The organism is Achromobacter deleyi (assembly GCF_902859705.1).
GTDB classification, from domain to species: domain Bacteria; phylum Pseudomonadota; class Gammaproteobacteria; order Burkholderiales; family Burkholderiaceae_B; genus Achromobacter; species Achromobacter deleyi.
The window spans coordinates 14,328-41,089 of the sequence record NZ_CADIJO010000040.1; the positions used below are offsets into that span (position 1 = coordinate 14,328).

A 26,762-nucleotide genomic window follows, 5' to 3' on the forward strand; every position below is an offset into this window, starting at 1 on the left:
CTTGTACGTGTATAAGTGCCGTCTATCTTAGCGCCTCGACGCCCAGCGCTCGACAGCATCACCGTCGACCCTGTATAGATCGGGATTGAGCCGAAAAAATTGAATCAACAAGCAGGAGACAACCCGCCATGCCCGTCCCCCACACGCCCCCCCTCTGCCCCACCGTCACCGACGCCGCCGCGCGGTTTCGCGACGGCGCGGTCACCAGCGAGGCGTTGACCCAAGCCTGCCTGGACCGCATCGCCTCCCGCCAGGATCTCAATGCCTTCATCACCGTCGATGCCGACGGCGCCCTGGCCCAAGCCCGCGCCGCCGACGCCGCGCGCGCCGCGGGCCGCGCCGCCCGACCCCTGGAAGGCGTGCCCCTGGCCATCAAAGACAACATTCACGTCGCCGGCTTGCCCAATACCGCCGGCACCCCGGCCTTGCGCAACTTCCGCCCTGCCGCGGACGCGCCCGTCGTGCAGCGCCTGCGCGATGCCGGCGCCATCATCGTCGGCAAGGCCCACATGCATGAACTGGCTTTCGGCGTCTCGGGCTACAACGCTGCCTATCCCGGCTCGCGGGGCGCCGGCACCCGCAACGCCTACGACCCGGAACGCATCGCCGGCGGCTCGTCCTCGGGCAGCGGCGCTGCCGTGGGCGCACGCCTGGTGCCGGCCGCCCTGGGCACCGACACGGGCGCCTCGGTGCGCCTGCCGGCTGCACTCAATGGCGCCGTGGGCTTGCGCCCGTCCGTCGGACGTTACGACGGCGCCGGCATCACCCCGATTTCCCACACCCGCGACACCCCCGGCCCCATCGCCAACAGCATGGCCGACATCGCACTGCTCGATGCCGTGCTGACCGGCGACCACTCGCCCCTGCCCGCCCTGCGCCCCACAGACCTGCGCCTGGGCCTGCCCGCCTACTTCTGGCAGGACCTGGACCCGCAGGTGCAGGCCATCATGCAGGCGGCCCTGGACACGCTGCGCGCGGCCGGCGTCACCCTGATTGCCATGGACATGCCCGGCCTGGAGGCCAGCAACGCCGCCAGCGGCATGCCGATCTGCCTGCATGAGCAGAAAGTGGATCTCATCGCGTACCTGCAACGCTACGAGGTCGGCGTGAGTTTCGAGGACGTCGTGGCGCAGATTGCCAGCCCCGACGTCAAGGGCATCTTCGACAACCTGGTCGTGCCGGGCGTGCTGCCCACGCCCACCGGCGAATTGCTGGCGCTGCAGCCGCTGTACGACAGCGCGATGGCGGTGCATCGCAATGCGCTCATCGATGTCTATCGGCGCGCGTTCCAGGCGCATGGCCTGCACGGCCTGCTGTTTCCCACCGTGCCGGTCCTGCCGCCGGTCGCCGCGCCAGAAGCCAGCAGCCTGGAGACATTCCTGCGGCTGGCGCGCAACGTCGACCCCGGCAGCAATGCGGGCCTGCCCGGCTTGAGCCTGCCCGCCGGCCTGTCTGAAGGCGGATTGCCGATCGGGCTGGAGGTGGATGGATTGCCGGGCGATGACCGCCAGGTCATCGCGATCGGCCTGGCGCTGGAGGGAGTGCTGGGAAGACTGGCGCCGCCGACGTCGGCATGACCGCCAGCGTGGCTTCCAGCGCCCCCGCCACGCCCAGCGTGCGCAGCGACTGCGCGGCCTGCGCCACCGCCCGCACAAAACGCGCGTCCTGGCCCAGGTCGCCGAATACCGCAGACAGGCCCGTCATCTGCACCGTCCAGGCCGACGCCGCTGCCGGCCCCGGCCCGGCAGCCCGCGCCGCCTGTTCCGCCAGATCCAGCCGCGCTGCCAACACGTCTGCCAGCGGATCCTCAATGGCGTAGCGGCGCCCCGCCTGGTCCACCCCGCGCAGAAAGTGCAGCCAGCCCGCCACCGCCAGCGCCAGCCCCGCCATCGGCTGATCCGCCGCCAGCCGGTCGCGCACCGTGCCCAGCAGCCGCTGCGGCAATTTCTGCGAGCCGTCCATGGCGATCTGCCGCGTCTGGTGCTTGAGCGCCGGATTGGCATAGCGCTGCAACAGCCGTTCCTGGTAGTGCGCCAGGTCCAGCCCCGGCAACGCCGGCAAGGTCGGCGCGATCTCCGTCTGCATCAGCCTGGCCAGATAGCGTCGCAGCAGCGGTTGCGACACCGCCTGATCCACCGTGCTCCAACCCGCCATCACCGACAGATAGGCCAGCGCCGAATGCGCGCCGTTCACCATGCGCAGTTTCAGCGTCTCGAACGGCGCCGCCTCGGCCACGAAGCGCGCCCCGCCCACCGCCCACTCCGGGCGGCCGGCGGCGAAAGTGTCTTCCACCACCCATTCCAGATACGGCTCGGCCAGCACCGGCCAGGCATCCGCCAGGCCCAGCGCCTGCGTCACAGCAACGCGGTCCTCGTCCGTGGTGCGCGGCACGATGCGGTCCACCATCGAGCACGGGAAGGTGCAGGCCTGTCCGATCCAGTCGGCCAGCCCCGCGTCCACCTGCGCGGCAAACGCCAGCACCAGGCCGCGCAGCAGGCGGCCGTTGGATGGCAGATTGTCCAGGGACAGCAGCGTCAGCGGGCCCAGGCCCGCCGCGCGCCGGCGTTGCAGCCCCCACACCAGGAAGCCGACGACGCTGCGCGGCGCGGCTGGCTGGCCCAGGTCATGGACGATGTCCGGGTGCTTGAAATTCAGCGCACCGCTGGCCGGATCGTGGCAATAGCCCTTCTCGGTCACGGTCAGGCTGACGATGCGCGTGTCGGCGGCAGCGATGCGCGCCAGCACGGCTTGCGGATCTTCGGGCGCCACCCGCGTTTCCAGCAGGCAGCCGATCACGGCCAGCTGCTGGCGCGGCTGCCCCTGGGCATCGGCGCTGCGCAGCGCCAGCGAGTACAGACCGCCCTGCGGCGCCAGCGCATCGCGGGTGTCGGCCTGGCGCAGCGACACGCCGCAGATGCCCCACGCCAGCTCGCCGCCGGCATGCAGCGCGGCTTCGTTCACCGCCGCCAGGTGGCCGCGAGCGAACGCGCCCAGCCCCAGGTGCACGATGCCGGTGCGCAGCGCCGCGCGATCGTAGGCCGGCCGCGCCACGCCGGGCGTCAGCCCCGCCAACCGTTGCGGGTGCAGGCGGGCGACGGGTTGCACCGGGTCAGGCTGCCGCGCTACCAATTCCATAACGTCCCATCCTGCTGCAGCCGGTTCACCGGCAGGTAGGCGCGCTTGTACGGGTACTTGGCGGCCAGCTTCTCGTCGATATCCACGCCGTGGCCCGGCACGTCGCCGGGGTACAGCATGCCCTGGTTGAACGTGTAGGCGTGCGGGAACACCGCGTCCGTCTCATCGGTGTGGCGCATGTATTCCTGGATGCCGAAATTGGGCACCCACAGGTCGAAGTGCAGCGCCGCACCCATGCACACCGGCGACAGGTCGGTGGCCCCGTGGCAGCCGGTGCGCACCTGGTACAGCGAGGCCAGGTCGGCGATGCGCCGCAGGTGGGTGATGCCGCCCGCGTGCACCACGGTCGTGCGGATGAAGTCGATCAGCTGGTTCTGCACCAGGTCCTTGCAGTCCCAGATCGAGTTGAAGATCTCGCCCACCGCCAGCGGCGTGGTGGTGTGCTGGCGGATCAGGCGAAAGGCCTCCTGATTCTCGGCTGGCGTGGCATCTTCCATCCAGAACAGGTTGTAGGGTTCGAGCGACTTGCCCAGCCGGCCTGCTTCGATCGGCGTCAGGCGGTGGTGCACGTCGTGCAGCAGGTGGTGGTCGAAACCCAGCTTTTCGCGAATGCGCTCGAACAGCTTGGGCGTGTGCTGCAGGTATTTCTCGGTGGACCAGTCGTGCTCGCTGGGCAGGTCGCTGTCGGCGGGTTCGTAGAACAGGTTGCCGCGGCCCACGCCGTAGACCTTGTCCAGGCCCGGCACGCCGCTTTGCGCGCGGATGGCTCGATAGCCCATGTCGGCATAGCGCAGCACTTCGTCGACCGTGTGCTCGATGTCGCTGCCGTTGGCGTGGCCGTAGACCATCACGCCGCTGCGGCTCTTGCCGCCCAGCAGCTGGTACAGCGGCAGGCCGGCGGCCTTGGCCTTCAGGTCCCACAGCGCCGTGTCCACCGCGGCGATGGCGGTCATGGTGACCGGCCCGCGGCGCCAGTAGGCGCCCTTGTACAGGTACTGCCAGATGTCTTCGATCTGGTGCGCGTCGCGGCCGATCAGGCAAGGCACCACGTGTTCGGTCAGGTAGGCCGCCACGGCCAGCTCGCGTCCGTTCAGGGTGGCATCGCCGATGCCGGTCAGGCCCTGGTCGGTTTCGATTTTCAGGGTCACGAAATTGCGGCCCGGCGAACAAACAATGACGCGTGCGTTCGTAATTTTCATCATGGGTTCCGTAAGGACGGGAGAGTGTTCAGCCTTCCCAGCCCAGGTGGCTGAGGAAGTCGCGGGTACGGGCGACCTGCGGGTTGTCGAAAATCTGCGTGGGCGGGCCCTGTTCCAGGATGGCGCCGTTCTCGAACACCACCACCCAGTTGGCCACGCGCTTGGCGAAGCTCATTTCGTGGGTCACGACGATCATGGTCATGCCCTCCTGCGCCAGTTTCTTCATGACGTTGAGCACTTCGCCCACCGTCTCGGGGTCCAGCGCCGACGTCGGTTCGTCGAACAGCATCACCTCCGGCTCCATCGCCAGGGCGCGCGCGATCGCCACGCGCTGCTGCTGACCGCCGGACAGGTTGGCCGGAAAGTTGCCGGCCTTGGCGGCCAGGCCCACCTTTTCCAGCAGCGCCATGGCGCGGGCGCGGGCCTGTTCGGGCGCCATGCCCAGCACCGTGATGGGACCCATGGCCACGTTGTCCAGCGCCGACTTGTGCGGAAACAGCTCGAAGCTCTGGAACACCATGCCCATGCGCTGGCGCACCTTGCGCACTTCGGATTCGGCCTCGGGCAGTGCCACCCCGTCCAGCAGCACGCGGCCGCCATCCAGCTTTTCCAGCGCGTTGGTGCAGCGAAGCAGCGTGGACTTGCCCGAGCCGGACGGCCCGATCAGGCACATGACCTCGCCCTTGTTGACCTGCAGCGACACGTCGCCCAGCGCCACGAAGTCGCCATAGACCTTGCGCACGTTTTCATAGACCAGCACCGGCGGCTGGTCGGCGCCTTTGCGTGCCGCGGCGGCAGCCGCCGCGCCCACCGCTTGTTGTTCCAGGATCATCTCGTTCATTCCTTGACTCCGTATTTGCGATGGATCCAGTCGACCAGCTTGGCCTGCGGATACCCCATCAGCCAATAGATCACCGCCATCGCGGTCAGCATCTCCAGCACGCGGAAACTCTGCGCGCGCACCTGCATCGAGGCGTAGGCCAGCTCGCTGACCGCGATCACCGACACCAGCGACGTATCCTTGAACAGCGAGATCCAGGTGCTGGCCAGCACCGGCAGGATGCGCCGCGCCGCTTGCGGGATCAGCACCTTGAACATGGCCTGGCGGCGCGACATGCCCATCGCCAGCGCGGCTTCCATCTGCCCCTTGCGGATGGAATTGATGCCGGCGCGAAAGGTCTCGGAGTTGTAGGCCGACACATTCAGCACCAGCGCCACCAGCGCGGTCGTCACCGCCGAGAACTGCACGTCCAGTGCCATCGGCATGACGTAGAACGCCCAATAGATCACCAGGATCAGCGGCAAGTTGCGAAAGAACTCGACGATGGCCACGGCGACGCCGTTGGCCAGGCGGTTGGACGACAGCCGCATCAGCGCCAGCACGATGCCCCCGGGCACGGCCAGCGCCATGGTCACCACCGTCAGCATCACGGTCATGGCCGCGCCCTGCAGCAACACCTGGCGCGAGTCCCAGATAATTCCCCAGTCCAAGTTCATGAGCGCCCCAGATGTGCGTAGCGTTGGTACAGGCGGTCGACGCCGCGGGTCACCGGGAACAGGATCACGAAGTACGCCACGATCACGGCGGTGAACACCTCGATGGGCCGATAGCTCTGCCCGGCGATGGTCTCCGCTTTGTGCATCAGTTCCGGCACGGCGATCACCGTGGCGATCGCGGTGTCCTTGATGGCCACCGTCAGCACCGACCCGAAGGCCGGCAGCATGCGGATGGTGGCCTGCGGCAGGATGATCTTGCGCAGCGCCTGCGCCCGCGACATGCCCAGCGCCAGCCCGGCGCGCATCTGCCCCGGGCGCACCGATTCGATGCCCGCGCGGATCACCTCGGCCGAATAGGCCGCGATGTGCAGGGTCAGCGCCACCAGCGCGGCCCAGAACGGCGCGAAGTTCACGCCGGCCAGGAGCGGGAAGGCGAAGTAGATCCACACCAGCACGACCAGTACCGGAATGGCGCGCATGCTGTCGATGTAGAACACCAGCAGCACGCGCAGCCAGCGCGGCCCGTACAGGCGCAAGAGCGCGATCACCAGCCCCAGCAGGATGCTGGACACCGCGGTGACCGCGCTGAGCGCGACCGTGATGCCCAGGCCGCCAGCAAAGAAGCGCCAGTTCTCGACGATGGGTGAAAAATCAAAGTCCATGGAATCTCCGTGCGGACAGGAACGCAGACCGGCTCAGAACGTCACCATCACTTTCATGGCCTGGCGCCGGTCGGCCGCCAGCGCAAAGGCCTCGTGCGCCTGACGCGCCGGAATCGCCGCCGTCAAGAGCGGCGCCACGTCCACCAGGCCGCGGCTCAGGTAGTCCACCGCCCAGGCGTATTCGTCAACGAAGCGGAAGCTGCCGATGACGTTCAGGCTCTTGACCATGATCTGGTTGAAGGGGCACTGCTCGCTGCTGCCGCCCAGCGTGCCCACCGTCACGATGGTGCCGCGCGGCCGAGTCACGCGGATGCAGTTCGCCAGCCCGGCGTAGTTGCCCGAGGCCTCGAAGCACACGTCGACCGTGCCCTTGCCCGCCGCCAACGCGTCCAGCGCCGCCGGGTCGGTGGCCGCGTTGATGGTGCGCGTGGCGCCCACCTTGGCGCAGGTGGCCAGCGTCTGGTCGACGATGTCGACCACGATCAGCTGGCTGGCCCCGGCCAGCTTCGCCGCCATCATGACCAGCGCGCCGATGGGCCCCGCGCCCACCACCATCACGGTCTTGCCCAGCAACGAGCCGGCGCTGCGCACCGCGTGCAGCGCCACGGCCAGCGGTTCGCCAAAGGCGGCCAGCTCGAACGACAGGCTGTCGGGCACCGGCAGGCACTGCTTTTCCTCTACCACCACCTGCTCGCGCATCGCGCCCTGCATATGCGGATAGCGGCTGGCGCTGCCGAAGAAGAACACTGCCTCGCAATGGTTGGAATCGCCCTGGCGGCAGTAGCGGCACACACCGCAGGTGCGGGCCGGGTCCAGCGCCACGCGGTCGCCCGGCTTGACGGCGGTGACCGCGGAGCCGATCTCCAGCACCTGGCCCGACGCCTCGTGGCCCGGCGTCAACGGCTCGCGGATGACGAAGTCGCCCACCCGACCGTGGCGGTAGTAATGCAGGTCAGACCCGCAGATACCCACCGCCTTGACGCCGACCCGCACCTGGGTCGGGCCCAGGGGTTCGGGCGCCTGTTCGACCAGCCGCAGGTCTTCGGCCCCATGGATTGCGCAATTGAGCATGGCGTCCGCCTTATTTCAGCTGCTGGGTCATGCGGCGCTCTTCGGCGACCAGCTCGGGATGCATGCGCGCTTCGACCTTGCGCAGCCATTCCAGGTACACGGGCTGGCCCTTGGCCACGCCCATGCCGGCGTCGATTGCGAAGATCTTGCTGTCCTGGCAGTCGTTTTCCTTGGGAAACACGGCCAGGCCCTTGACCTTCTTGCTGATATTGGGCCACAGCATGCGGTTCAGCGGCGCCACGTCGGAACGGCCGGCCAGCACTTCCTCGATGGGCGCGACCGAGCCCGAGTTGGTCACGCCGCGCAGCTTGGCCTTGGGAAAGTTTTCCAGCACCAGCGGCTCTTCGCCGGCACCCGAGAAGTACGCCATGGTGATGCCGGGCTGGTTGAAGTCCTCGACCTTGGTGGCGTTGGTGAACTTGGGGTTGGACGCCAGCCCGAACATGCACACGCTGGTGTTCGAGAAGGTCACGAAGTCGATGATCTTGGCGCGTTCGGCGTTCTGGTTCAGCGGTCCGATCATGACGTCCATCTGGTTGGCGATCAGCGCCGGCACCTTGGTTTCGTGGCTGACCTGCACCGGCACGATCTTCACGTCCAGGAGGCGCGCGAATTCCTTGCCCAGCAGCCAGGACGACCCCATCCACGGCTCGCCCGAGCCGCTGGTGTTCTGCACCAGCCAGGGCGGGTTGTTCACCACGCCCACGCGCAGCACGCCGGCCTTGCGGATGGCGTCGATGCGCGGGCTTTCGCCGGGCGCGGGCGGCGTCTGCGCCTGGGCCACGGATGCCGAGGCCAGCAGCAGGGCCGCGGCGGCAAGACGAAGGAAGTAAGGCTGTTGCATTGCTGTCTCCTTGGAGGGAAGCCCGGCGGTTTGCGCCGGATACGGCCGCACGAAGCCGCGGGCAGTCGCCCGGGCCGCGCGCGCCTTGCGCGGGGTCGGAAAATCGGTGTGTGTGTCGGGGGGTGTTGCCGGCGTGTGCTGCTGAAAATAGCGGCCCGGCCGCTTACGGACTCTGTTCGATGATGCGCATTTCGTCGGCATCCAGGCGCGGCTTCATCCCTGCCGCCACCTGTCGCAACCAGGCCAGGAATTCAGGCTGGTTCTTGTCGATCGCCAGGCCCACCGGCGAGGCCTTTTCGGTGCTTTGCTGGCAATTGGCTTCGGCGGGCAGCACGGCCAGGCCGCGCACCTTGCGGTTCAGGCCCACCCAGGGCACCCGGTTGATGGGCGCCGCGTCGGCGCGCTTGGCCATGATTTCCTCGATGGGCGCGGTGGCGCCCGAATTGGCCACGGCGCGCAGCCGGGCCTGCGGAAAGCGCTGCTTGACCCAGGCCTCTTCGGCCCCGCCGGTGAAGTAGGCGATGGTGACCTCGGGCCGGTTCAGGTCGTCCACCGATTTGGCCGCGGCCAGCTTGGGGTTGGCCGCCAGGCCGAACATGCAGACGCTGGTCGACGAATACAGCACGAAGTCCACCACCTTCAGGCGCTCGGGCGTTTCGGCCAGCGGGCTGATGGTCATGTCGACCTGGTTGGCCGCCAGCACGGGCACCTTGGTTTCGTGCGACACCGGCACGGCGGTCAGCGTCACGCCCAGTTGGCGGGCATATTCCTTGGCCAGCAGCCAGGCCGGGCCGCTCCAGGCTTCACCGCCGCGGCCGGAGACATCCTGGATCAGCCAGGGCGCATTCTGCAACACGCCCACGCGCAGTTCACCGGCCTTGCGGATGGCGTCGATGCGCGGGCTCTGGCCCGCGGCGGGCGCTTGCTGCGCCGACGCGGGCGCGGCCAGCGCGCAGGCGGTCAGCACGCATGCGGACAGCGCCTTGGCCACCCCACGGATGGTCGCCCCGCGGATGGCCGCCCCACCTGTCGCGGTGCGGCTCCCCTTGTTCGTTTGCTGCATTGCTTGTCTCCTGATTCGAATAAGCCCGATTCCGGGGCGCGGTATCTTCCGCGCTCAGCCGGGGGCCGCCTGCCGTTGCCGCGTTAGCGCCACCCTTGCGCGAATTCGCCGATGACGCGTTCCAGATGGCCGCGCATGGCCAGGCGCGCGCCATCCGCATCGCGCGCCACCAGCGCGCTGAAGATGCGCTGATGGTCTTCCTGCGAGGCCTGGCGCAATTCCTGGGTGTGGAAATGCTGTTCGATCTTTTCCCAGATGGGTCCCTGGGCCTGGTCCCACATCGCCGACACCGTGCCCAGCAGCACGCTGTTGCCGGTGGACTGGGCGATGTACAGGTGAAAGGCCCGGTCGGCGGCCTCGTTGGCCGCCTTGTTCATCATCTGTTCGCGCATGGTCGTCAGCGCTTCGAAGATGCGGTCCAGGTCGGCGTCGTTACGCGTGGTGGCCGCCAGCGCGGCGATTTCGGATTCGATCAGGCAGCGCGCGCGCAACAGCTCGAACGGCCCGGCGCCCGGCTCTTGCGTGGCCGGCAGACGGGCCACGCCCGCGGGCGCTTCACAGACATAGATGCCCGAGCCGCCGCGTACTTCCACCACGCCCTGCAGTTCCAGTGCGATGATGGCCTCGCGCAGCGAGGTGCGGCTGACGTCGAAGCGCTCGGCCAGCGCGCGCTCGGCCGGCAGGCGCTTGCCCACCGCGAATTCACCCTGGGCGACTAGCGCCTGGATCTGCGCGGCCAGCCGCAGGTAGGCGCGATCGGCCACGGGCTTGGCGGCGGGTTCCTCGGGCTTGGGGATCAGTTGTAGTGTCATGGCGGTTAAAAGTGGTTGGACCAAATATTATTTGGTTTACCAATTTGGCACATCATGGTTTACCACTATCACGGTGGTGAACCATTGGGGACAAAACAAAGCGCCGCGCCGGACGGGCCGGGGCGGCGCTTGGGGGAAGACGGCCGCGGGCCGGATCAGCCCAGGTTGGGCGCCAGGGTGCGCTTCAGGTCTTCCAGGCTGCGGCCGCTGCGCGCGGCGTAGTCCTGCAACTGGTCTTCGCCGATGATGCCGACGTTGAAGTACTGCGACTGCGGGTGGCTGAAGTAAAAGCCCGACACGCTGGACGCCGGGAACATAGCATAGCTGTCGGTCAGCATCATGCCGATGTCGGCGCCGTCCAGCACGCGGAACATGTCGGTCTTGATGACGTGTTCCGGGCAGGCCGGGTAGCCGGGCGCCGGGCGGATGCCCACGTACTTCTCGGCAATCATGTCTTCGTTGGACAGGGCCTCGTCGGCCGCGTAGCCCCACAGGTCCTGGCGCACGCGGGCGTGCAGGCATTCGGCGAAGGCTTCGGCCAGGCGGTCGGCCAGCGACTTGAGCATGATGCTGGAATAGTCGTCCAGCGCCTTCTCGAACTCGGCTTCCTTCTTCTCGATGCCCAGGCCGGCCGTGACCGCGAACATGCCGATGTAGTCCAGCTTGCCGCTGGACTTGGGCGCAATGAAGTCCGACAGCGACTTGTTGCTGACGCCTTCGCGCTTGGCGCCCTGCTGGCGCAGGTTGCGATAGGTGAACAGCACTTCGCTGCGGGTCTCGTCCTTGTAGACCTCGATGTCTTCATCGTTGACGCTGTTGGCCGGGTAGAAGCCGACCACGCCGTTGGCGGTCAGCCAGCGGCCTTCGACGATGCGCTTCATCATGGCCAGGCCGTCGGCGTAGACCTTGCGGGCCTGCTCGCCCACCACCTTGTCGTCCAGAATCGCCGGGAACGGCCCGAACAGGCTCCAGGTCTGGAAGAACGGGCCCCAGTCCACGTACCTGGCGATTTCGGCCAGGTCGTAGCTCTTGAAGGTACGGCGGCCGATGAACTTGGGCCGCGGCGGGGTGTAGGCGTCCCAGTCGATCTGCGGCCGCGAGGCGCGCGCCTCGGCCAGCGGCAGGATCGGCGTGGCCTTGCGGTTGGCGTGGCGGCGGCGCACGTCCTCGTATTCCTCGGCCAGCTCGGCCAGGTAGGCGTCCGCCTGGTCCGACATCAGGTTGGTGGCCACGCCCACCGAACGACTGGCGTCCGGCACGTAGATGACCGGGCCTTCGTAGTTCGGCGCGATCTTCACGGCGGTGTGCACGCGGCTGGTAGTGGCGCCGCCGATCATCAGCGGCACCTTGCGGCTGCGGAAGTACTCGTCGCGCTGCATTTCCGAGGCAACGTAGGCCATTTCCTCGAGGCTGGGCGTGATCAGGCCGGACAGGCCGACGATGTCGGCGTTCTCTTCCTTGGCCTTTTCCAGGATCTGGGCGCAGGGCACCATCACGCCCATGTTCACGACTTCGAAGTTATTGCACTGCAGGACCACCGACACGATGTTCTTGCCGATGTCGTGCACGTCGCCCTTGACGGTCGCGATGACGATCTTGCCCTTGGCGCGCACATCGCCGCCAGCCGCCGCGATCTGGCGCTTTTCCTCTTCGATGAACGGAATCAGGTGGGCCACGGCCTGCTTCATGACGCGCGCCGACTTCACCACCTGCGGCAGGAACATCTTGCCTTCGCCGAACAGGTCGCCCACCACGTTCATGCCGTCCATCAGCGGGCCTTCGATCACTTCGATCGGCCGGCCGCCGCGCGCGGCGATCTTCTGGCGCACTTCTTCGGTGTCTTCGACGATGAAGGCGGTGATGCCGTGCACCAGCGCGTGCGACAGGCGCGCCTCGACCTCGGCATTGCGCCAGACCAGGTCTTCTTCCTTCTTGGCGCCCGACCCCTTCACCGTGTCGGCGAACTGCACCAGGCGTTCGGTGGGGGTGCGTTCGTCGGCCGGGTCGGTCTTGCCGACCGGCACGGGGCGGTCCAGCACCACGTCTTCGACCAGATCGCGCAGCGCCGGGTCCAGATCGGCGTACACGCCCAGCTGGCCGGCGTTGACGATGCCCATCGTCATGCCTTCCTTGACCGCGTAGTACAGGAACACGGTGTGGATGGCCTCGCGCATCGGCTCGTTGCCGCGGAACGAGAAGCTGACGTTGGACACCCCGCCCGAAATGCGGGCGTGGGGCAGGTTCTCGCGAATCCAGCGCGTGCCTTCGATGAAGTCCACCGCGTAGTGATTGTGCTCGTCGATGCCGGTGGCGACCGCGAACACGTTGGGATCGAAAATGATGTCTTCGGGCGGGAAGCCTTCTTCTTCGACCAGGATCTTGTAGGCGCGGCCGCAGATTTCCTTGCGGCGCTCCAGCGTGTCGGCCTGGCCGAGTTCGTCGAACGCCATCACCACCACCGCGGCGCCGTAGCGGCGGCACAGGCGGGCATGGTGGCGGAAAGGCTCCAGCCCTTCCTTCATCGAAATCGAGTTCACCACCGGCTTGCCCTGCACGCACTTCAGGCCGGTCTCGATGACTTCCCATTTCGAGCTGTCGATCATCACCGGCACCCGCGCGATGTCGGGTTCGGACGCGATCAGGTTCAGGAAGCGGTGCATGCAGGCCACCGAATCCAGCATGGCCTCGTCCATGTTGATGTCGATGATCTGCGCGCCGTTCTCGACCTGCTGGCGGGCCACGGCCAGCGCCTCGTCGTATTTCTCTTCGCGGATCAGGCGCGCAAACATCTTGCTGCCCGTCACGTTGGTGCGTTCGCCGACGTTCACGTACAGCGTGTCTTCGTCGATGTTCAGCGGTTCCAGGCCCGACAGGCGGGTCTTGACCGGAATGTCGGGCACGACGCGCGGCGTCAGCGCCGTGACCTTCTCGGCGATCGCGCGGATGTGGTCGGGCGTGGTGCCGCAGCAGCCGCCGGACATGTTCACCAGGCCGGCGCGGGCGAATTCCTCGAGCAGCGCCGACGTGTCGGCCGGCGTTTCGTCAAAGCCGGTTTCGGCCATGGGATTGGGCAGGCCGGCGTTGGGGTACACGCAGACGTAGGTGTCGCAGAGCTTGGACAGCTCGGCCACGTACGGGCGCATCAGGGCGGCGCCCAGCGCACAGTTCAGGCCGATGGTCACCGGGCGGGCATGGCGCACCGAGTTCCAGAAGGCCTCGACGGTCTGGCCCGACAGGATCCGGCCGGACGCGTCGGTGACCGTGCCCGAGATCATCACCGGCAGGCGGATGCCGCGTTCCTCGAACACTTCTTCGGTGGCGAAAATGGCCGCCTTGGCGTTGAGCGTGTCGAAAATGGTTTCGATCAGGACGATGTCGATGCCGCCGTCCAAGAGGCCGTTCAACTGCTCTATATAGGCGACCCGCAATTCGTCGAAGGTGACGTTGCGCGCGCCCGGGTCGTTCACGTCCGGCGAGATCGAGGCGGTCTTGGGCTGGGGGCCCAGCGCGCCGGCCACGAAGCGCGGCTTGTCGGGCGTGCTGTATTGGTCACAGGCCTCGCGCGCCAATTGGGCGGACACCAGGTTCAGTTCGTAGGCCAGTTCCGGCAGGTCGTAGTCGCCCTGCGCGATCGACGTGGCGCCGAAGGTATTGGTTTCGATGACGTCGGCGCCGGCCTCCAGGTACTGGCGGTGGATCTCCGAAATCACGTCCGGGCGCACCAGCGTCAGCAGCTCGTTGTCGCCCTTCAGGTCCTTGCCGTGGTCGGCGAAGCGCTCGCCGCGAAAATCGGCCTCGCCCAGCTTGTAGCGCTGGATCATCGTGCCCATGGCGCCATCCAGGATCAGGATGCGCTGGCCAAGCAGGCGGGCGAAATCGCCGCCGCGGGTATAGCTTTCGGGCGGATAAGGCAGGCGGGGATACGACACGTTCAGGTCCGGATGGGGTTGGGCGGCGGCGCCAGAGGCTGCGCAATTGTCGCTAAAAAGCGATAAACACCGAAAAAACAAGCCCTGATCGTAACAAAATGGGCTCGATTTCGCCCCGCGGTGATACAGTTTCGGCCCCGAACCGGTGCTTTCGGCGCATCAGGACGGGCAAGAACGCAACACTTGCCCGGCGCGCGCGAAAGGTAAACGGGAAACAGGAAGACGCTTGCGCCCCGCCGCCCACAAGGCCGGCCCGGCCAGCTTCCAGCCTGTGCTGCCCCCGCAACGGTCCCCATGCGCGCGATGCGCCCATGGCAGCCCGATACCGGCCAGTTCGATCGCCAGGATGTCCGCCCGGCGCCCTTCACGGGGCCGCTGCAGGCTTGGGCATCCTCCCCATCGTGATTGACCTGCGGGGTCGCGGGTCGCATCGAGGTTACGTAGATGAAATCCCGCTCCATCCGGCGCTACGCCGGCGCCCTGCTCTGTTCCGCTCCCGCCCTGTCGGCAGCCCAGCAAGCCGCTACCCCCGCTACCCCGTCCGAACTCGACGCCATCACCGTCACCGCGCAACGCGTGCCGACCGACGGCCGTACCCTGCCCGTGTCCATCTCGGTCATCACGGCCGACGACATCGCCGCCAGCAGCGCGCGCACCATGCAGGACCTGCTGTCGACCCAGGCCGGCATCCACCTGATCAACACCAGCAGCGCCAGCGACAACGCCATCGTCGACCTGCGCGGCTTCGGCATCACCGGCGCCAGCAACACGCTGATCATGATCGACGGCGTCAAGCAGAACACCAACGACCTGTCGGCCCCCAGCCTGGGCGTGGTGCCGCTGGACCAGGTCGAACGCGTCGAAATCGTGCGCGGCAGCGGTTCGGTGCAATATGGCGGCGGCACGACCGGCGGCGTGATCAACATCATCACGCGCAAGGATTTCTCGAAGGAACCGGTGACCGCCCGCGCCACCGCCACCTTCGGCAGCTACGGCCTGCGCCAATATGACGCCGCCGTGGCCATGAACAACCAGAAAGTCGGCGTGGACGCCTACCTGCAGTCGCTGCACAGCGACGGCTACCGCGACCACAGCGGCGAAAGCCGCGAGGGCGGCGGCGGCGGCGTGACCTTCCGCCACGACAACGGCTCGATCCGCCTGTACGGCAACACCACCACGCAGAAGCTGGACCTGCCGGGCCCGCGCCTGATCAACCCGACCACGGGCGAAAACCAGTTCGAAAGCGACCCGCGCGGCGCCAAGAACAAGGTCGACTACATCAAGACGACCACCACCACCTTCGGCCTGCAGGTCGAGCAGCAGCTTGGCGTGGGCACCCTGTACGCCGACGCCTCGACCCGCGAGAAGAAGCTGAACGGCCTGTCGTACGACGGTTTCGGCGACACGCTGCGCGATCAGAAGCTGGAAGAAAACCTGGCCAGCCTGCGCTACCGCCTGCCGATCAATGGCGGCCACAGCGTGGTGTTCGGCGCCGACGCACAGGAAGCCAAGACCACCGCCGACCAGAACGCCTACTACGACTTCGCGCCGTCCAAGTGGCAGTCGCGCCAGCACCAGTACGGCCTGTTCGCCGAAGGCCAGATCCGCGCCACGGACAGCACCTACGTCACCATGGGCGTGCGCCGCCAGTACGCCTCGGACAAGCTGGAAGTGATTTCCGGTTCGGGCGAAGAATCGGACAAGGGCCATCACCTGACCGCCTGGCAACTGGGCGTGCGCCAGGACCTGGCCGCCGGCTTCGGCCTGTACGGCAAGGTCGGCCGCAGCTTCCGCCTGCCCAACGCCGACGAAGCGCTGTCGGTGCAGTCGCCGCTGGCCCCGCAGACGTCCACCGACAAGGAACTGGGCCTGACCTGGGCCTCGGACAAGAGCAGCGCGCGCCTGTCGTGGTTCCGCTATGACCTGACCAACGAAATCCAGTACAACCCGCTGGCCGACGGCATGTGGGGCCCGGGCACCGGCGCCAACACCAACCTGGACCCGACCCGTCGCCAAGGCGTCGAGCTGGAAGGCCACCACGCCCTGACCAGCAGCGTCACGCTGGACGCCAACGTGACCTGGATGCAAGCGCAATTCCGTTCGGGCACCTATGCCGGCGTGGACCTGTCGGGCAAGACCGTGCCGCTGGCGCCCAAGTGGCTGGCCAACGCCGGCGTGACCTGGCGCCCCACCGACGCTTTCCTGTGGAACGTGTCGGCGCAATACGTCGGCAAGTCGCGCATGGACAACGACCAGGCCAACCAGTTCGACACCGAACTGGACGCCTACGTGCTGTTCAACACCAAGGTGGCCTACAAGTTCACCCGCAACATCGAAGGCGCGTTGGGCGTGAACAACCTGCTGGACCGCAAGTACGCCACCTACGGCATCCGCGGCGGCAATGCGTCGTTCGAAATGCTGGGCCCGGTTGCCAACTACAACCTGTACCCCGCGCCTGGCCGCAATTTCTACGCCTCGCTGACGGTGCGCTACTAAGCCGCGCGGCCGCGAGCCCGGTTACGCGACAGCGCGGCGCCATGCCTGCCTGCCGCGTGACCGAGGTTCTTGGCAGCCATCCGATATAGTCGGCGCTTCGCGCCGACTTTTTTTTGCCCCCATGAAACTTCTCCGCGCGCTTTGCCCCGCCCTCCTGGGCCTGCTGCCGGTCTTCGGACCGGCCATTTCGAACGCGGCGGATGCCAACGCGATCCACGCGCAGGACGACCGCGGCCGCACCGTCGACCTGGCCGCCCCGGCCCGCCGCGCGGTCACCCTGGCGCCGCATGCCACCGAACTGGTCTACGCCGCAGGCGCGGGCGGCTACCTGATCGCCACCATCCGCGGCAGCGACTATCCGCCCGCCGCCCGCCAGTTGCCCGTCATCGGCGACGGCACCCAGCCCGATCCCGAACGGGTAGCTGCCGTCCGGCCCGACCTGATCATCGCCTGGCAGCCGTCGGCCGCCGCGCCGTTGGTGCGCGTCATGGACAAGCTGGGCGTGCCCGTCTATTACAGCGATCCCCAGACGCTGGCCGCCATTCCCGAGGCCATCGAGCGGCTGGGCGTGCTGTTCGGCACCGAATCGACTGCCGCGCCCGCGGCCCAGGCGCTGCGGGCACGGCTGGACGCGCTGGCCGCGCGCTACGCGTCGCGCAAGCCCGTACGCGTGTTCGTGCAAGCGGGCCTGGACCCCATCTACACCCTGAACCGCGCCAGCATCGTCAGCGACGCCCTGCGCCTGTGCGGCGGCGTCAATGTGTTCGCCCAGGCGCCCGTGGTGGCGCCGCAGGTGGGCCTGGAAAACGTGCTGGCCGCGCGCCCGGACGCCGTGCTGGCCGGCGTATCCACGCCCGCCGATACCGCCCGCAACCTGGCCGCCTGGCGCGGCATGGGCCTGCCCGCCGCGCAGGCCGGCCATGTCTTCGGCATCGACGCCGATGCGCTCTACCGCCCCGGCCCGCGCCTGGTCGATGCGGCCGAGCAGCTGTGCGCGGACCTGGACCGCGTGCGCGCGCCGTAGGCCGGCGCATCCTGCCCGCGGCGGCCGACGCGATTTGGGCATGCGGGCGTCTGCCCCGCCGACTCGCAGGCCATGCAGGAAGCGCGGTTTCTGGAACGGCGCCCGCCCCCGGTGCTTTATGATTCGCGTAACCGTGATCAACCCGCCGAGATCGACCCGTTGATCCGCCTCTGATCATCAGCCAGCCCCCGCGGGTCCCGCAGCGCGCGCCCGCTCTTTGAAACACCGCCATGACCACTCAAGACACTCTCAGCATCGCCGGCCGCGCCTATTCGTCGCGCCTGCTCGTCGGCACCGGCAAGTACAAGGACTTCGAACAGACCCGCGCGGCGCTGGACGCCAGCGGCACCGAAATCGTCACGGTCGCCATCCGCCGCACCAACATCGGCCAGAACCCCGGCGAACCGAACCTGCTCGACTACGTGCCGCCGTCCAAGTTCACGCTGCTGCCCAACACCGCCGGCTGCTATTCGGCCGACGACGCCGTGCGCACGCTGCGCCTGGCGCGCGAACTGCTCGACGGCCATGACCTGGTCAAGCTGGAAGTGCTGGGCGACTCGCACACCCTGTTCCCCAACATGCCCGAAACGCTCAAGGCCACCAAGACGCTGGTCGACGAAGGCTTCAAGGTCATGGTCTATTGCACCGACGATCCCATCCAGTGCCGCATGCTGGAAGACCTGGGCGCCGTGGCCGTCATGCCGCTGGCCTCGCTGATCGGCTCGGGCATGGGCATCCTGAACCCCTGGAACCTGCGCCTGATCATCGACCAGGCCCGCGTGCCGGTGGTGGTGGATGCCGGCGTGGGCACCGCATCCGACGCCGCCATCGCCATGGAACTGGGCTGCGACGCCGTGCTGATGAACACCGCCATCGCCGCCGCGCGCGACCCGGTGCTGATGGCCAGCGCCATGAAAAAGGGCGTGGAATCCGGCCGCGAGGCCTTCCTGGCCGGCCGCATGCCCAAAAAGCTGTACAGCGGCGCGCCCAGCTCGCCCACCGAAGGCCTGATCACCGCCGCCCCCGGCGCCGCCAAATGAGCAGCCGCCAATCGGCCGCCAGCGAGCGCCGCATTCCCAACGCGCTGACCATTGCGGGCGTCGACCCCTCGGGCGGCGCCGGCATCCTGGCCGACGTCAAGGCCATGAGCGCCCTGGGCGCCTACGGCTGCGCCGTCATCGCCGCCCTGACCGCCCAGAACACCCAGGGCGTCACCGGCATTTCGCCCGTGCCGCCCGACTTCGTCGGCCTGCAGATCGACACCCTGTTCACCGATGTGCGCATCGACGCGGTCAAGATCGGCATGCTGGGCCAGAAGCCGGTCATTCAGGTGGTGGCCGAAAAGCTGGCCAAGTGGGGCCCCGCCCACGTGGTGCTGGACCCGGTGATGGTCGCCAAGAGCGGCGATCTGCTGCTCGAACGCGAGGCCGTCGGCGCCATGCGCGAAGCCATGCTGCCGCAGGCCACCCTGCTCACGCCCAACCTGCCCGAAGCCGGCGTGCTGCTCGAAGAGCGGCCTGTCGAAACGGTCAAGGAAATGCGCCGCGTGGCCGAGCGCCTGCGCAACAAGATGGCCCATTCCGGCCAGCGCTGGGTGATGGTCAAGGGCGGCCACCTGCCCGGCAACGAAACCATCGATCTGCTGCACGACGGCGACCGCATGATCGAGCTGCCCGGCCACCGCATCGAAACCGCCAATACCCACGGCACCGGCTGCACCCTGTCGGCCGCCCTGGCCGCCCTGCTGCCGCAGGTCGAAGACGTGCCCGAGGCCGCCCGCCGCGCCAAGGCCTACCTGACCGAAGCCATCCGCCACGCCGAACGCCTGTCGGTCGGCTCGGGCCACGGCCCCGTGCACCACTTCCACGGCTGGTGGTAAGCCCCGGCAGGCGGGTGCGGCCACTGGCCCTATCCGTCTGAGGGCGGTTACATCCGGCAGGCCCCGTGCGGGCCTGGCCGGTGTACAGACCGGCAGGCCTGAACGGTCAGTCCGGCCTGTAACTTCTCTGTCGCCCCCCGGCGCGTCACAGGACGCTACGAATCGGTACAATGGTCAGTTGATTCCTCTGTTTTTTCTGACCGTCATGAACGCTTCGACCCTGCCCGACGTAGAACAAGCCCGCTTCAACATGGTGGAACAGCAGATCCGCCCATGGGACGTCCTGGACGCCAACGTGCTGCAAGCGCTGTTCGACGTGCGCCGCGAACAATTCGTGCCGCCCGCCCTGCGCGCCCTGGCGTTTTCCGACCTGGAACTGCCGCTGGAAATCAACGCGGTCAACACCCGCCAGACCATGCTCGCCCCCAAGGTCGAAGCCCGCCTGGCGCAGGAACTGCAACTGAGCAAGTCCGACTGTGTGCTGGAAATCGGCACCGGCTCGGGCTACCAGGCTGCCCTCCTGGGCTACCTGGCGCAACAGGTCACCTCGGTCGAGATCGACAGCCGCCTGGTCACGTTCGCGCAGCAGAACCTGCAGATGAACAACGTCACCAACGTCAAGGTCGAAACCGGCGACGGCCGCAACGGCTGGGGCTCCACCGAATACGACGCCATCCTGGTCACCGGCTCGGTGCCGGTCGTGCCCGACGCGCTGAAGTACCAGCTGCGCGTGGGCGGCCGCCTGGTGGTCGTCGTGGGCCAGGCCCCCGTCATGACCGCCTGTCGCATCACCCGCACCACTGCCGCCAGCTTCGAGACCGTGAATCTGTTCGAAACGGTCATCAAGCCCCTGCGCGGCGCGACGGTGTCGCAGTTCAAGTTCTGAGTCCCCTCTGGGTGGGGCCTCGTCGGCCCCGCCCTTGCGACCCGCGTCCGCCGGCCGGCAACGGGACCCCGGGTTTCCTGGAGCAACACCCCTCCTCCTGACAGATCATGCGCGTCCGACTGCTTACGGCTTTACTGGTTTTTACCTCCGCCGCAAGCGTCGGCCCGTCGCCCGCGTCCGCGCAGAATCTGTTGCAGGTCTGGCAGGCCGCGCTGGGCAATGATCCGCTCTATGCCTCGGCGCGCGCCAACTACCGCGCCGGCCTGGAAAAAGAACCCCAGGCCCGCGCCCTGCTGCTGCCTGAAGTATCGGCCGGTGCGGGCGGCGCCTACCAGCAGACCCGCAGCACCCGCGGCGGCGTCGCCTACAGCGGCGGCCGAGGCGTCTGGGACCTGGCGCTGACCCAACCGCTGTTCGACTGGGGCCGCTGGCAGAATTTCGAGCAGTCCAAGCTGATCGTCGCCGACGTCGAAGTCCAGCTGCAACAGGCCTACCAGGACCTGCTGCTGCGCGTGGCCGACGCCTACTTCAACGTGCTGTACGCCCAGGACACCCTGTCGGCCACCGAGGCCGAAAAGGCCGCCGTGGCCGGCCAGCTGGAATCGGCCAAGCGCAACTTCGAGCTAGGCAACGCCACCATCACCGACACCTACGAGGCGCAGGCGCGCTACGACCTGGTGGTGGCCCAGGAACTGCGGCTGCAGAACGACCTGGACGTGCGCCGCGACGAACTGGCCAAGATCATCGGCACCCCGCCCGGCGCCCTGGCCGAACTGCCGCAAGGCGTCCAGTTGCCCGCCCCGCAGCCGGCCCGCGTGGCCGACTGGAGCACCCAGGCCGAGGCGTCCAGCCTGGACGTGCTGCGCGCCCAACTGCTGACCCGCATCGCCGGGCGCGAAATCCAGATCGCCAAGAGCGGCCACTACCCCACCCTGAACCTGCGCGCCACCAGCGGCAGCGCCAGCGACGCCGTGATGCGCAACGGCGCGCCGGGCAAGCCCATCGACAGCAGCATCGGCGTGGTGCTGTCGATTCCGCTGTATTCGGGCGGCGGCGTATCGTCGCAGGTCACCGAAAAGGTGCAGCTCGAACAAAAGGCCCGCTATGACTTCGAGGCTGCACGCCGCCAGGCCGTGCAAGCCGCCCGCCAGTACTACACCGGCGTGACCAGCGGCCTGGCCCGCATCCAGGCCCTGGAAGCCGGCGAAAAATCCAGCCGTGCCGCCGTCGAGGCCAACCGCACCGGCTACGAAGTCGGCGTACGCATCAACCTGGACGTGCTCAACGCCCAGCAGCAGCTCTACGCCACCCAGCGCGACCTGGCGCTGGCGCGCTACAGCACGGTGCTGGCCGGGCTGCGCCTGAAGGCCACCAGCGGCATCCTGGCCGAAACCGACCTGGACGCGATCAACCGGCTGCTGCGCGAACCGCGCTGATTTGTCCCTCAATGAAAAAAGACGGCCCGCAGGCCGCCTTTTTCGTGGACGCTCGCCGGCTTGGCGGCTACGCGCCCTGGATCTTCTTGACCAGCGCCGTGGTGGACCTTTCGAACTCGAACGGAATGGCCACCGCGCGGCCGCCCCAGGATTTCACCAGGGCGGTTTCGGGCAGTTTTTCCATGTCGTAGTCGCCGCCCTTGACGATCAGGTCGGGCTTGAGCTGGCCGATCAAGGCTTCGGGGGTGTCTTCGTGAAACGACGTGACCACGGTCACGAAGCCCAGCGCCGCCAGCAGCGCGGCGCGGTCTTCCATGCGGTTCAAGGGGCGTTCTTCACCCTTGCCCAGGCGGCGCACCGATTCGTCGGTGTTGACCGCCACGACCAGCGTGGCGCCCAGTTGGGCAGCCTGGTCCAGGTAGGTGGCGTGGCCGCGGTGCAGGATGTCGAAGACGCCGTTGGTGAACACCAGCGGCCGCGGCAGGCGGCCGGCAGCGACCGCGGCGACGCAGTCGTCGCGGGACAGGACTTTGGATTCGAAACGGGCGGCAGGCATGGCGCGATTGTACTCAGGCGCCGGCCAGGATGATTTCCTTTTCCTTGGGCATCACCAGCGCGGTCATTTCCTTGCGGTAGCGGTTCAGGTCCTTGACGGACTCGAAGCTGCGGTCCATCAGCTTGGACAGGATGTGCAGGATGCGCGTGGCGACCTTCTGTTCCCAGACGCCGTCAAAACGGATCTGCGTGTCCAGCCAGTGTTCCAGCCAGCCCGGTTCGGGCAGGCGCGACTGCACCGTGTCGTTGGGGAACAGGTCTTTGTTCACGTGCAGGTTGGTCGGGTGCAGCGCCTGCTGCGTGCGGCCGGCCGAGGCCATCAGCACGCCGATCTTGGAAAACGCCAGACGGGCCTGGGCGCTGGTGTCCTGGCCGCGGTCGTGCAACGCGCGGCGCATGTATTGCAGGTACGCGCCGGCATGGCGGGCTTCGTCCTGCGCCACGGTCTTGTAGATGGCCTTGATGACCGGTTCGGTGTGCCATTCGGCGGCACGGCGATACCAGTGGTTCAGGCGCACTTCGCCGCAGAAGTGCAGCATCAGCGTTTCGAGTTCAGGCGCCACGTCGAATTCGAAGCGCACGTTGTGCAGTTCTTCTTCGGTGGGCACCAGGTCGGGGCAGAAACGGCGCAGGTATTCGATCAGCACCAGGGAATGCTTCTGCTCTTCGAAGAACCACACCGACATGAACGCGCAGAAATCGCTGTCGCCGCGATTGTCGCGCAGGAACATTTCGGTGGCCGGCAGCGCCGCCCACTCGGTGATGGCGTTCATCTTGATCGTCTGGGCCTGCTCGTCCGAGAGCTTGCTGCGATCAAAATCGCCCCAGGGAATATCGTGCGCCATGTTCCAGCGCACCGCTTCCATGGTCTTGAAGAGTTCAGGATAAAGCATGTTCTGCCCTTGTTTTCGTCCCGCTAGTGGGGCTATAGAAATTAATGAATGGCGCACGCGCTTGCTGGCGTGACGCTGCATTGGCCGCCGCAGCGCTATTTTTCGCCGTCTCCCGCGAAGCTATGATGACTGTTTCATGAATGAAACATGACAGGGGATCGCACTACACCATCGCGCCGCCTATCGCGTCAATGCCCATAAGGCGACCCCGATCGCCAAGGCAAGCACTCCAACCAGCGCCGCGACGAGCCGGTTGCTCTGTTCCTGGGCCCGCCGCAACTGCACCATTTCGGCCAGCAAAGCCGGCGACAGGTTCGGGCGGTTCAGGTGGTCATGGACCAGCCTGGGCAGGGCCGGCAGCATCTGCGACCACTGCACGGCTTCTTTTTCCAGGCTCTGCCGCAGGCCCTTGATGCCGACGCGCTGGCGCATCCAGCGTTCGAGATAGGGCTTGGCGGTCTTCCAGAGATCCAGGTTGGGGTCCAGCTGGCGCCCCAGGCCCTCGACGTTCAGCAGGGTCTTTTGCAACAGCACCAATTGCGGCTGGATCTCGACGTTGAAACGACGCGAGGTCTGGAACAGGCGCAGCAGCACCTGGCCCAGCGAAATCTCGGACAAAGGCCGATCGAAATAGGGTTCGCAAACCGCACGCACCGCGCCTTCCAGTTCTTCTTCGCGCGTGTCCGGCGGCACCCAGCCGGATTCGATGTGCAACTGCGCCACGCGGCGGTAGTCGCGGTGGAAGAAGGCCAGGAAGTTCTGCGCCAGGTAGTTCTTGTCGAACTCGGACAGCGAACCGACGATGCCGAAGTCCAGCGCGATATAGCTGCCCAGCGTTTCGGGGCGGTCGGACACGTAGATGTTGCCCGGGTGCATGTCGGCGTGGAAGAAGCCGTCGGTGAACACCTGGGTGAAGAAGATCTCGACGCCGGTGCGGGCCAGCGTGGGAATGTCGATGCCCAGCTCGCGCATGCGCTCGACCTGGCCCACCGGCACGCCGTACATGCGCTGCATGGTGAATACGGTGGACGCGGTGTATTCCCAGATGACCTCGGGCACCATCAGCATGTCGCCGCGGCCGGATTCGGGGCCGAAATTGCGGCGCAGCTGGCTGCAATTGGAGGCCTCGCGCACCAGGTCCAGCTCGTCGTGCAGGTACTTGTCGAACTCGGCCACGACCTCGCGCGGCTTGAGCCGGCGGCCATCGGCGCCCAGGCGCTCGATGATGCGCGCCACGATCTTGAGCAGCGACAGGTCTTTTTCGATGATGTTGAGCATGCCCGGGCGCAGCACCTTGACCGCGACTTCGCGGCCGTCGTGCAGCACCGCGAAGTGCACCTGCGCGATCGAGGCCGACGCCACCGGGTCGACCTGGAACTGCGCGAACAGCTTTTCGGGCGGCGCGCCCAGCGCGGCCTCGATGCAGGCCGCGGCCTGCGCCGACGGGAACGGCGGCACGCGGTCTTGCAGCAGCGCCAATTCGTTGGCGATGTCGGCGGGAATCAGGTCACGGCGGGTCGACAGCACCTGGCCGAACTTGACGAAGATCGGGCCCAGCGATTCCAGCGCCAGGCGCAGGCGCTGGCCGCGCGGCTGGCGCGGGCGGGTGCCCAGGCGGATGACGCGCAGCAGGCAGGTGGCCAGCGGGTGGTTCAGGCTGGAAAGCACCAGCTCGTCCAGGCCATAGCGCAGCGAAACCAGGATGATGCGTAACAGGCGCAGCAACGGGAACATGGATCAGGCGCCCCGCTTCGCGCCGGCCGTGGCCAGACGGGTTTGCAGGGCGGCGGCCGAACGGGCCACGGCATCGGCGCGGGCGTTCAGTTCGGCCAGGTCCAGGCGCCACTGCTCCAGCGCCGGGCGGCCCAGCAGCATGCCGCTTTCCTCGGCCAGGTATTCGGACACGTTTTCAGCCAACCGCTGGCTGGCCTTGCGGGCGCCACCGGCGGCCGCGCGCAGCCCGCCGGCAATGCGCAGCGCGGGAATGTCGCCCACCACGCGGGCCAGGCTGTCTTCGGGGTCCCAGCGCAACTGCTTGGACAGGTCCGCCACCACCTGGGCCAGCGCCGCGTCGCCCGAGATATGCGTGGCCTCGGCGAAATCAGGGGCGTCACCGGTCGCGCCCAGGCGCGGCAGCGGCAGCTTCTCGGGTGCGACGGTCAGCGTCACGTCGGGCACCACGGCCGGGTCGGCCTGGGCCGCCAGGCCCTCGCTGTCGATGGTCAGGCCCAGCGTGAATCCGCCCAGCGCGAAGCGCACGGTCTTGCCGGCATGGCGGGCCAGGCGTTCGCGCGCCCAGTCTTCGCGCTTCAACAGGGCGTTGAGCGCGTTCACAGCCAGCCGCGAGGGAGTGGGCAGAAACGAGAAAGGCAACATGACGGTCCGCAGCCCCGCGGGCGGGGTGACGAAGTTGATGGGTAAATCGGGAGTGTAACGGGTTAGTTGAGGGTCTGTTCCCGGGAGACTGGGCGCCGTTTGCGCGGACGCATGGGGGACGCGTGCGGGGCACATGGAAAAACCGGCCCTCGCGGGCCGGTTGCAACGGGCGGCCCGCCAGGGGCCCCCGCGATGTCTGGCGAAAACCGCCGGCCTGCTTAGCTGGCGAATTCCACCGGAATCTGCTGGATGCCGGCCAGCAGCCAGCCGCCGTTGGCGGGCTTGAACAGGTTCCAGACTTCTTCGAAGCGGAAGGCTTCGGCGCCGGCAGCCTCGCGCAGCATGCCCGAGAAGCGGACGCTGGCCAGGTGGCCGTCGGACACCGTTTCAATGCCCAGCAGTTCGGCGTTGAGCAGCACCACTTCGGTCTTGTTGGGGGTGGCGCCGCGCTCGGCCAGTTGCGGCTTGAGCTCGGTGATCAGGTCGTCGGTCAGGTAGTCGCGCAGGCGGTCGGTGCTGCCGCTGTCCCAGACAGCCTGGATGCGCACGAACTGTTCCTTGGCTTGCTTCAGGAAAGCGGGCGTATCGAAGTCGCCAGGCACGTACCAGTTGCTGTCCTCGCCCGGCTTGGGCAGGTCGGCCACCGGCGCCGCCACGGCAGCGGCGACGGGCGCTGCGGCCGGCGCGGCCGGCTTCAGCGTTTCACGCCACATGGGTTGCTGCGGCTGCTGGCCCGGGGCGTTGTTGGCGCCGCCGAAGGCACCTTGCGTCGCCGGACGCGGGGCCGCGCCACGCAGGCGGCGGATGATGAACATGACGGCGAACACGGCCACGGCGATCAGGAGCGCCGACGACAGGAATTCGGCAAAGGCGCCGGACAGGCCCATGCTGGACAGCAGGGCGGCGATGCCCAGGCCGGCGGCGATGCCAGCGATGGGGCCGAGCCAGCGCGACGCGCCGCTCTTGGCGGCGGCGCCCGCGGCGCCGGCCGTGGCCGCACCGGCG

General features: G+C 67.6%; 22 protein-coding genes. 7 read left to right on the plus strand and 15 right to left on the minus strand.

Annotated features, from left to right (window positions below):
* The first annotated feature begins 128 nt into the window (after positions 1 to 128).
* Positions 129 to 1,577 carry an indoleacetamide hydrolase gene (gene iaaH, locus HV798_RS29935; RefSeq protein WP_175196146.1) on the plus strand — a complete coding sequence of 483 codons (1,449 nt, stop codon included), beginning with the start codon at positions 129 to 131 and terminating at the stop codon, positions 1,575 to 1,577.
* On the opposite strand, the gene HV798_RS29940 is transcribed toward iaaH, so the two are convergent.
* From HV798_RS29940 to metH, 10 genes are all read right to left on the minus strand, one after another.
* On the minus strand, positions 1,513 to 3,135 hold the full coding sequence (locus HV798_RS29940; protein ID WP_175196145.1) for a mannitol dehydrogenase family protein: 1,623 nt from the start codon (positions 3,133 to 3,135) through the stop codon (positions 1,513 to 1,515). The two genes, iaaH and HV798_RS29940, sit on opposite strands and share 65 nt — an antisense overlap.
* Complete coding sequence (gene manD, locus HV798_RS29945) at positions 3,123 to 4,334, minus strand: D-mannonate dehydratase ManD (protein ID WP_025135586.1); 1,212 nt, start codon at positions 4,332 to 4,334, stop codon at positions 3,123 to 3,125. The genes HV798_RS29940 and manD overlap by 13 nt, the downstream gene beginning before the upstream one ends.
* Positions 4,335 to 4,362: 28 nt before the next feature.
* Complete coding sequence (locus HV798_RS29950) at positions 4,363 to 5,175, minus strand: amino acid ABC transporter ATP-binding protein (RefSeq protein WP_025135585.1); 813 nt, start codon at positions 5,173 to 5,175, stop codon at positions 4,363 to 4,365.
* Positions 5,172 to 5,831, minus strand: a complete 660-nt coding sequence (locus tag HV798_RS29955) for an amino acid ABC transporter permease (protein ID WP_175196144.1) — start codon at positions 5,829 to 5,831, stop codon at positions 5,172 to 5,174. Before HV798_RS29955 ends, HV798_RS29950 begins: the two co-directional genes overlap by 4 nt.
* A complete protein-coding gene (locus HV798_RS29960; protein ID WP_025135583.1) occupies positions 5,828 to 6,493 on the minus strand; it encodes an amino acid ABC transporter permease in 666 nt (221 codons plus the stop codon). The genes HV798_RS29955 and HV798_RS29960 overlap by 4 nt, the downstream gene beginning before the upstream one ends.
* A 33-nt stretch (positions 6,494 to 6,526) precedes the next feature.
* Positions 6,527 to 7,564 (minus strand): L-idonate 5-dehydrogenase, encoded by a 1,038-nt coding sequence (locus HV798_RS29965; RefSeq protein WP_175196143.1) that lies wholly within the window; start codon positions 7,562 to 7,564, stop codon positions 6,527 to 6,529.
* 10 nt (positions 7,565 to 7,574) lie between these two features.
* On the minus strand, positions 7,575 to 8,408 hold the full coding sequence (locus HV798_RS29970) for a substrate-binding periplasmic protein (RefSeq protein ID WP_025135581.1): 834 nt from the start codon (positions 8,406 to 8,408) through the stop codon (positions 7,575 to 7,577).
* 163 nt (positions 8,409 to 8,571) lie between these two features.
* Entirely contained in the window at positions 8,572 to 9,471 is a 900-nt protein-coding gene (locus tag HV798_RS29975) for a substrate-binding periplasmic protein (RefSeq protein ID WP_246289302.1), read from the minus strand.
* Between the two features lie 83 nt (positions 9,472 to 9,554).
* The gene (locus HV798_RS29980; protein ID WP_175196142.1) at positions 9,555 to 10,283 is read right to left on the minus strand and encodes a FadR/GntR family transcriptional regulator; all 729 of its coding nucleotides are present in this window, start codon (positions 10,281 to 10,283) and stop codon (positions 9,555 to 9,557) included.
* Positions 10,284 to 10,438: 155 nt separating this feature from the next.
* Positions 10,439 to 14,212, minus strand: coding sequence for a methionine synthase (metH, locus tag HV798_RS29985; protein WP_175196141.1), 3,774 nt, complete (start codon positions 14,210 to 14,212; stop codon positions 10,439 to 10,441).
* A gap of 444 nt (positions 14,213 to 14,656) precedes the next feature.
* Between metH and HV798_RS29990 the strand changes: the two genes are divergently transcribed.
* The 6 genes from HV798_RS29990 (at position 14,657) to HV798_RS30015 (ending at position 21,933) form a co-directional block, all read left to right on the plus strand.
* Complete coding sequence (locus HV798_RS29990; RefSeq protein ID WP_175196138.1) at positions 14,657 to 16,708, plus strand: TonB-dependent receptor; 2,052 nt, start codon at positions 14,657 to 14,659, stop codon at positions 16,706 to 16,708.
* Positions 16,709 to 16,829: 121 nt separating this feature from the next.
* On the plus strand, positions 16,830 to 17,732 hold the full coding sequence (locus tag HV798_RS29995) for a cobalamin-binding protein (protein ID WP_175196136.1): 903 nt from the start codon (positions 16,830 to 16,832) through the stop codon (positions 17,730 to 17,732).
* Between the two features lie 230 nt (positions 17,733 to 17,962).
* Positions 17,963 to 18,772 (plus strand): thiazole synthase, encoded by an 810-nt coding sequence (locus HV798_RS30000; RefSeq protein ID WP_025135575.1) that lies wholly within the window; start codon positions 17,963 to 17,965, stop codon positions 18,770 to 18,772.
* Positions 18,769 to 19,611 carry a bifunctional hydroxymethylpyrimidine kinase/phosphomethylpyrimidine kinase gene (gene thiD, locus HV798_RS30005; RefSeq protein WP_175196134.1) on the plus strand — a complete coding sequence of 281 codons (843 nt, stop codon included), beginning with the start codon at positions 18,769 to 18,771 and terminating at the stop codon, positions 19,609 to 19,611. The genes HV798_RS30000 and thiD overlap by 4 nt, the downstream gene beginning before the upstream one ends.
* A gap of 205 nt (positions 19,612 to 19,816) precedes the next feature.
* Positions 19,817 to 20,497, plus strand: a complete 681-nt coding sequence (locus HV798_RS30010; RefSeq protein ID WP_006386870.1) for a protein-L-isoaspartate O-methyltransferase family protein — start codon at positions 19,817 to 19,819, stop codon at positions 20,495 to 20,497.
* A gap of 107 nt (positions 20,498 to 20,604) precedes the next feature.
* Entirely contained in the window at positions 20,605 to 21,933 is a 1,329-nt protein-coding gene (locus HV798_RS30015) for a TolC family outer membrane protein (RefSeq protein WP_175196132.1), read from the plus strand.
* 67 nt (positions 21,934 to 22,000) lie between these two features.
* On the opposite strand, the gene rfaE2 is transcribed toward HV798_RS30015, so the two are convergent.
* From rfaE2 to HV798_RS31815, 5 genes are all read right to left on the minus strand, one after another.
* The gene (rfaE2, locus tag HV798_RS30020) at positions 22,001 to 22,489 is read right to left on the minus strand and encodes a D-glycero-beta-D-manno-heptose 1-phosphate adenylyltransferase (RefSeq protein ID WP_025135571.1); all 489 of its coding nucleotides are present in this window, start codon (positions 22,487 to 22,489) and stop codon (positions 22,001 to 22,003) included.
* A 13-nt stretch (positions 22,490 to 22,502) separates the two neighbouring features.
* A complete protein-coding gene (locus HV798_RS30025) occupies positions 22,503 to 23,381 on the minus strand; it encodes a ferritin (RefSeq protein ID WP_025135570.1) in 879 nt (292 codons plus the stop codon).
* 180 nt (positions 23,382 to 23,561) lie between these two features.
* Positions 23,562 to 25,115 carry a ubiquinone biosynthesis regulatory protein kinase UbiB gene (gene ubiB, locus HV798_RS30030; RefSeq protein ID WP_175196130.1) on the minus strand — a complete coding sequence of 518 codons (1,554 nt, stop codon included), beginning with the start codon at positions 25,113 to 25,115 and terminating at the stop codon, positions 23,562 to 23,564.
* A 3-nt stretch (positions 25,116 to 25,118) separates the two neighbouring features.
* Complete coding sequence (locus tag HV798_RS30035; RefSeq protein WP_175196128.1) at positions 25,119 to 25,757, minus strand: ubiquinone biosynthesis accessory factor UbiJ; 639 nt, start codon at positions 25,755 to 25,757, stop codon at positions 25,119 to 25,121.
* A gap of 218 nt (positions 25,758 to 25,975) precedes the next feature.
* Positions 25,976 to 26,762: Tim44 domain-containing protein (locus tag HV798_RS31815; RefSeq protein WP_246289305.1), on the minus strand; the 787-nt coding region annotated here is incomplete at its 5' end.

Bases quoted from the DNA above. Each gene is read 5' to 3' on its own strand.
- HV798_RS29965 (WP_175196143.1), bottom strand. From the start codon at position 7,564: ATGCTCAATTGCGCAATCCATGGGGCCGAAGACCTGCGGCTGGTCGAA.
- ubiB (WP_175196130.1), bottom strand. From the start codon at position 25,115: ATGTTCCCGTTGCTGCGCCTGTTACGCATCATCCTGGTTTCGCTGCGC.
- HV798_RS29970 (WP_025135581.1), bottom strand. From the start codon at position 8,408: ATGCAACAGCCTTACTTCCTTCGTCTTGCCGCCGCGGCCCTGCTGCTG.
- HV798_RS29940 (WP_175196145.1), bottom strand. From the start codon at position 3,135: ATGGAATTGGTAGCGCGGCAGCCTGACCCGGTGCAACCCGTCGCCCGC.
- HV798_RS30010 (WP_006386870.1), top strand. From the start codon at position 19,817: ATGAACGCTTCGACCCTGCCCGACGTAGAACAAGCCCGCTTCAACATG.
- HV798_RS29955 (WP_175196144.1), bottom strand. From the start codon at position 5,831: ATGAACTTGGACTGGGGAATTATCTGGGACTCGCGCCAGGTGTTGCTG.
- HV798_RS30035 (WP_175196128.1), bottom strand. From the start codon at position 25,757: ATGTTGCCTTTCTCGTTTCTGCCCACTCCCTCGCGGCTGGCTGTGAAC.
- manD (WP_025135586.1), bottom strand. From the start codon at position 4,334: ATGAAAATTACGAACGCACGCGTCATTGTTTGTTCGCCGGGCCGCAAT.
- thiD (WP_175196134.1), top strand. From the start codon at position 18,769: ATGAGCAGCCGCCAATCGGCCGCCAGCGAGCGCCGCATTCCCAACGCG.
- HV798_RS29980 (WP_175196142.1), bottom strand. From the start codon at position 10,283: ATGACACTACAACTGATCCCCAAGCCCGAGGAACCCGCCGCCAAGCCC.
- HV798_RS29990 (WP_175196138.1), top strand. From the start codon at position 14,657: ATGAAATCCCGCTCCATCCGGCGCTACGCCGGCGCCCTGCTCTGTTCC.
- HV798_RS29950 (WP_025135585.1), bottom strand. From the start codon at position 5,175: ATGAACGAGATGATCCTGGAACAACAAGCGGTGGGCGCGGCGGCTGCC.
- HV798_RS29960 (WP_025135583.1), bottom strand. From the start codon at position 6,493: ATGGACTTTGATTTTTCACCCATCGTCGAGAACTGGCGCTTCTTTGCT.
- HV798_RS30000 (WP_025135575.1), top strand. From the start codon at position 17,963: ATGACCACTCAAGACACTCTCAGCATCGCCGGCCGCGCCTATTCGTCG.
- HV798_RS30025 (WP_025135570.1), bottom strand. From the start codon at position 23,381: ATGCTTTATCCTGAACTCTTCAAGACCATGGAAGCGGTGCGCTGGAAC.
- iaaH (WP_175196146.1), top strand. From the start codon at position 129: ATGCCCGTCCCCCACACGCCCCCCCTCTGCCCCACCGTCACCGACGCC.
- HV798_RS29995 (WP_175196136.1), top strand. From the start codon at position 16,830: ATGAAACTTCTCCGCGCGCTTTGCCCCGCCCTCCTGGGCCTGCTGCCG.
- HV798_RS30015 (WP_175196132.1), top strand. From the start codon at position 20,605: ATGCGCGTCCGACTGCTTACGGCTTTACTGGTTTTTACCTCCGCCGCA.
- rfaE2 (WP_025135571.1), bottom strand. From the start codon at position 22,489: ATGCCTGCCGCCCGTTTCGAATCCAAAGTCCTGTCCCGCGACGACTGC.
- HV798_RS29975 (WP_246289302.1), bottom strand. From the start codon at position 9,471: ATGCAGCAAACGAACAAGGGGAGCCGCACCGCGACAGGTGGGGCGGCC.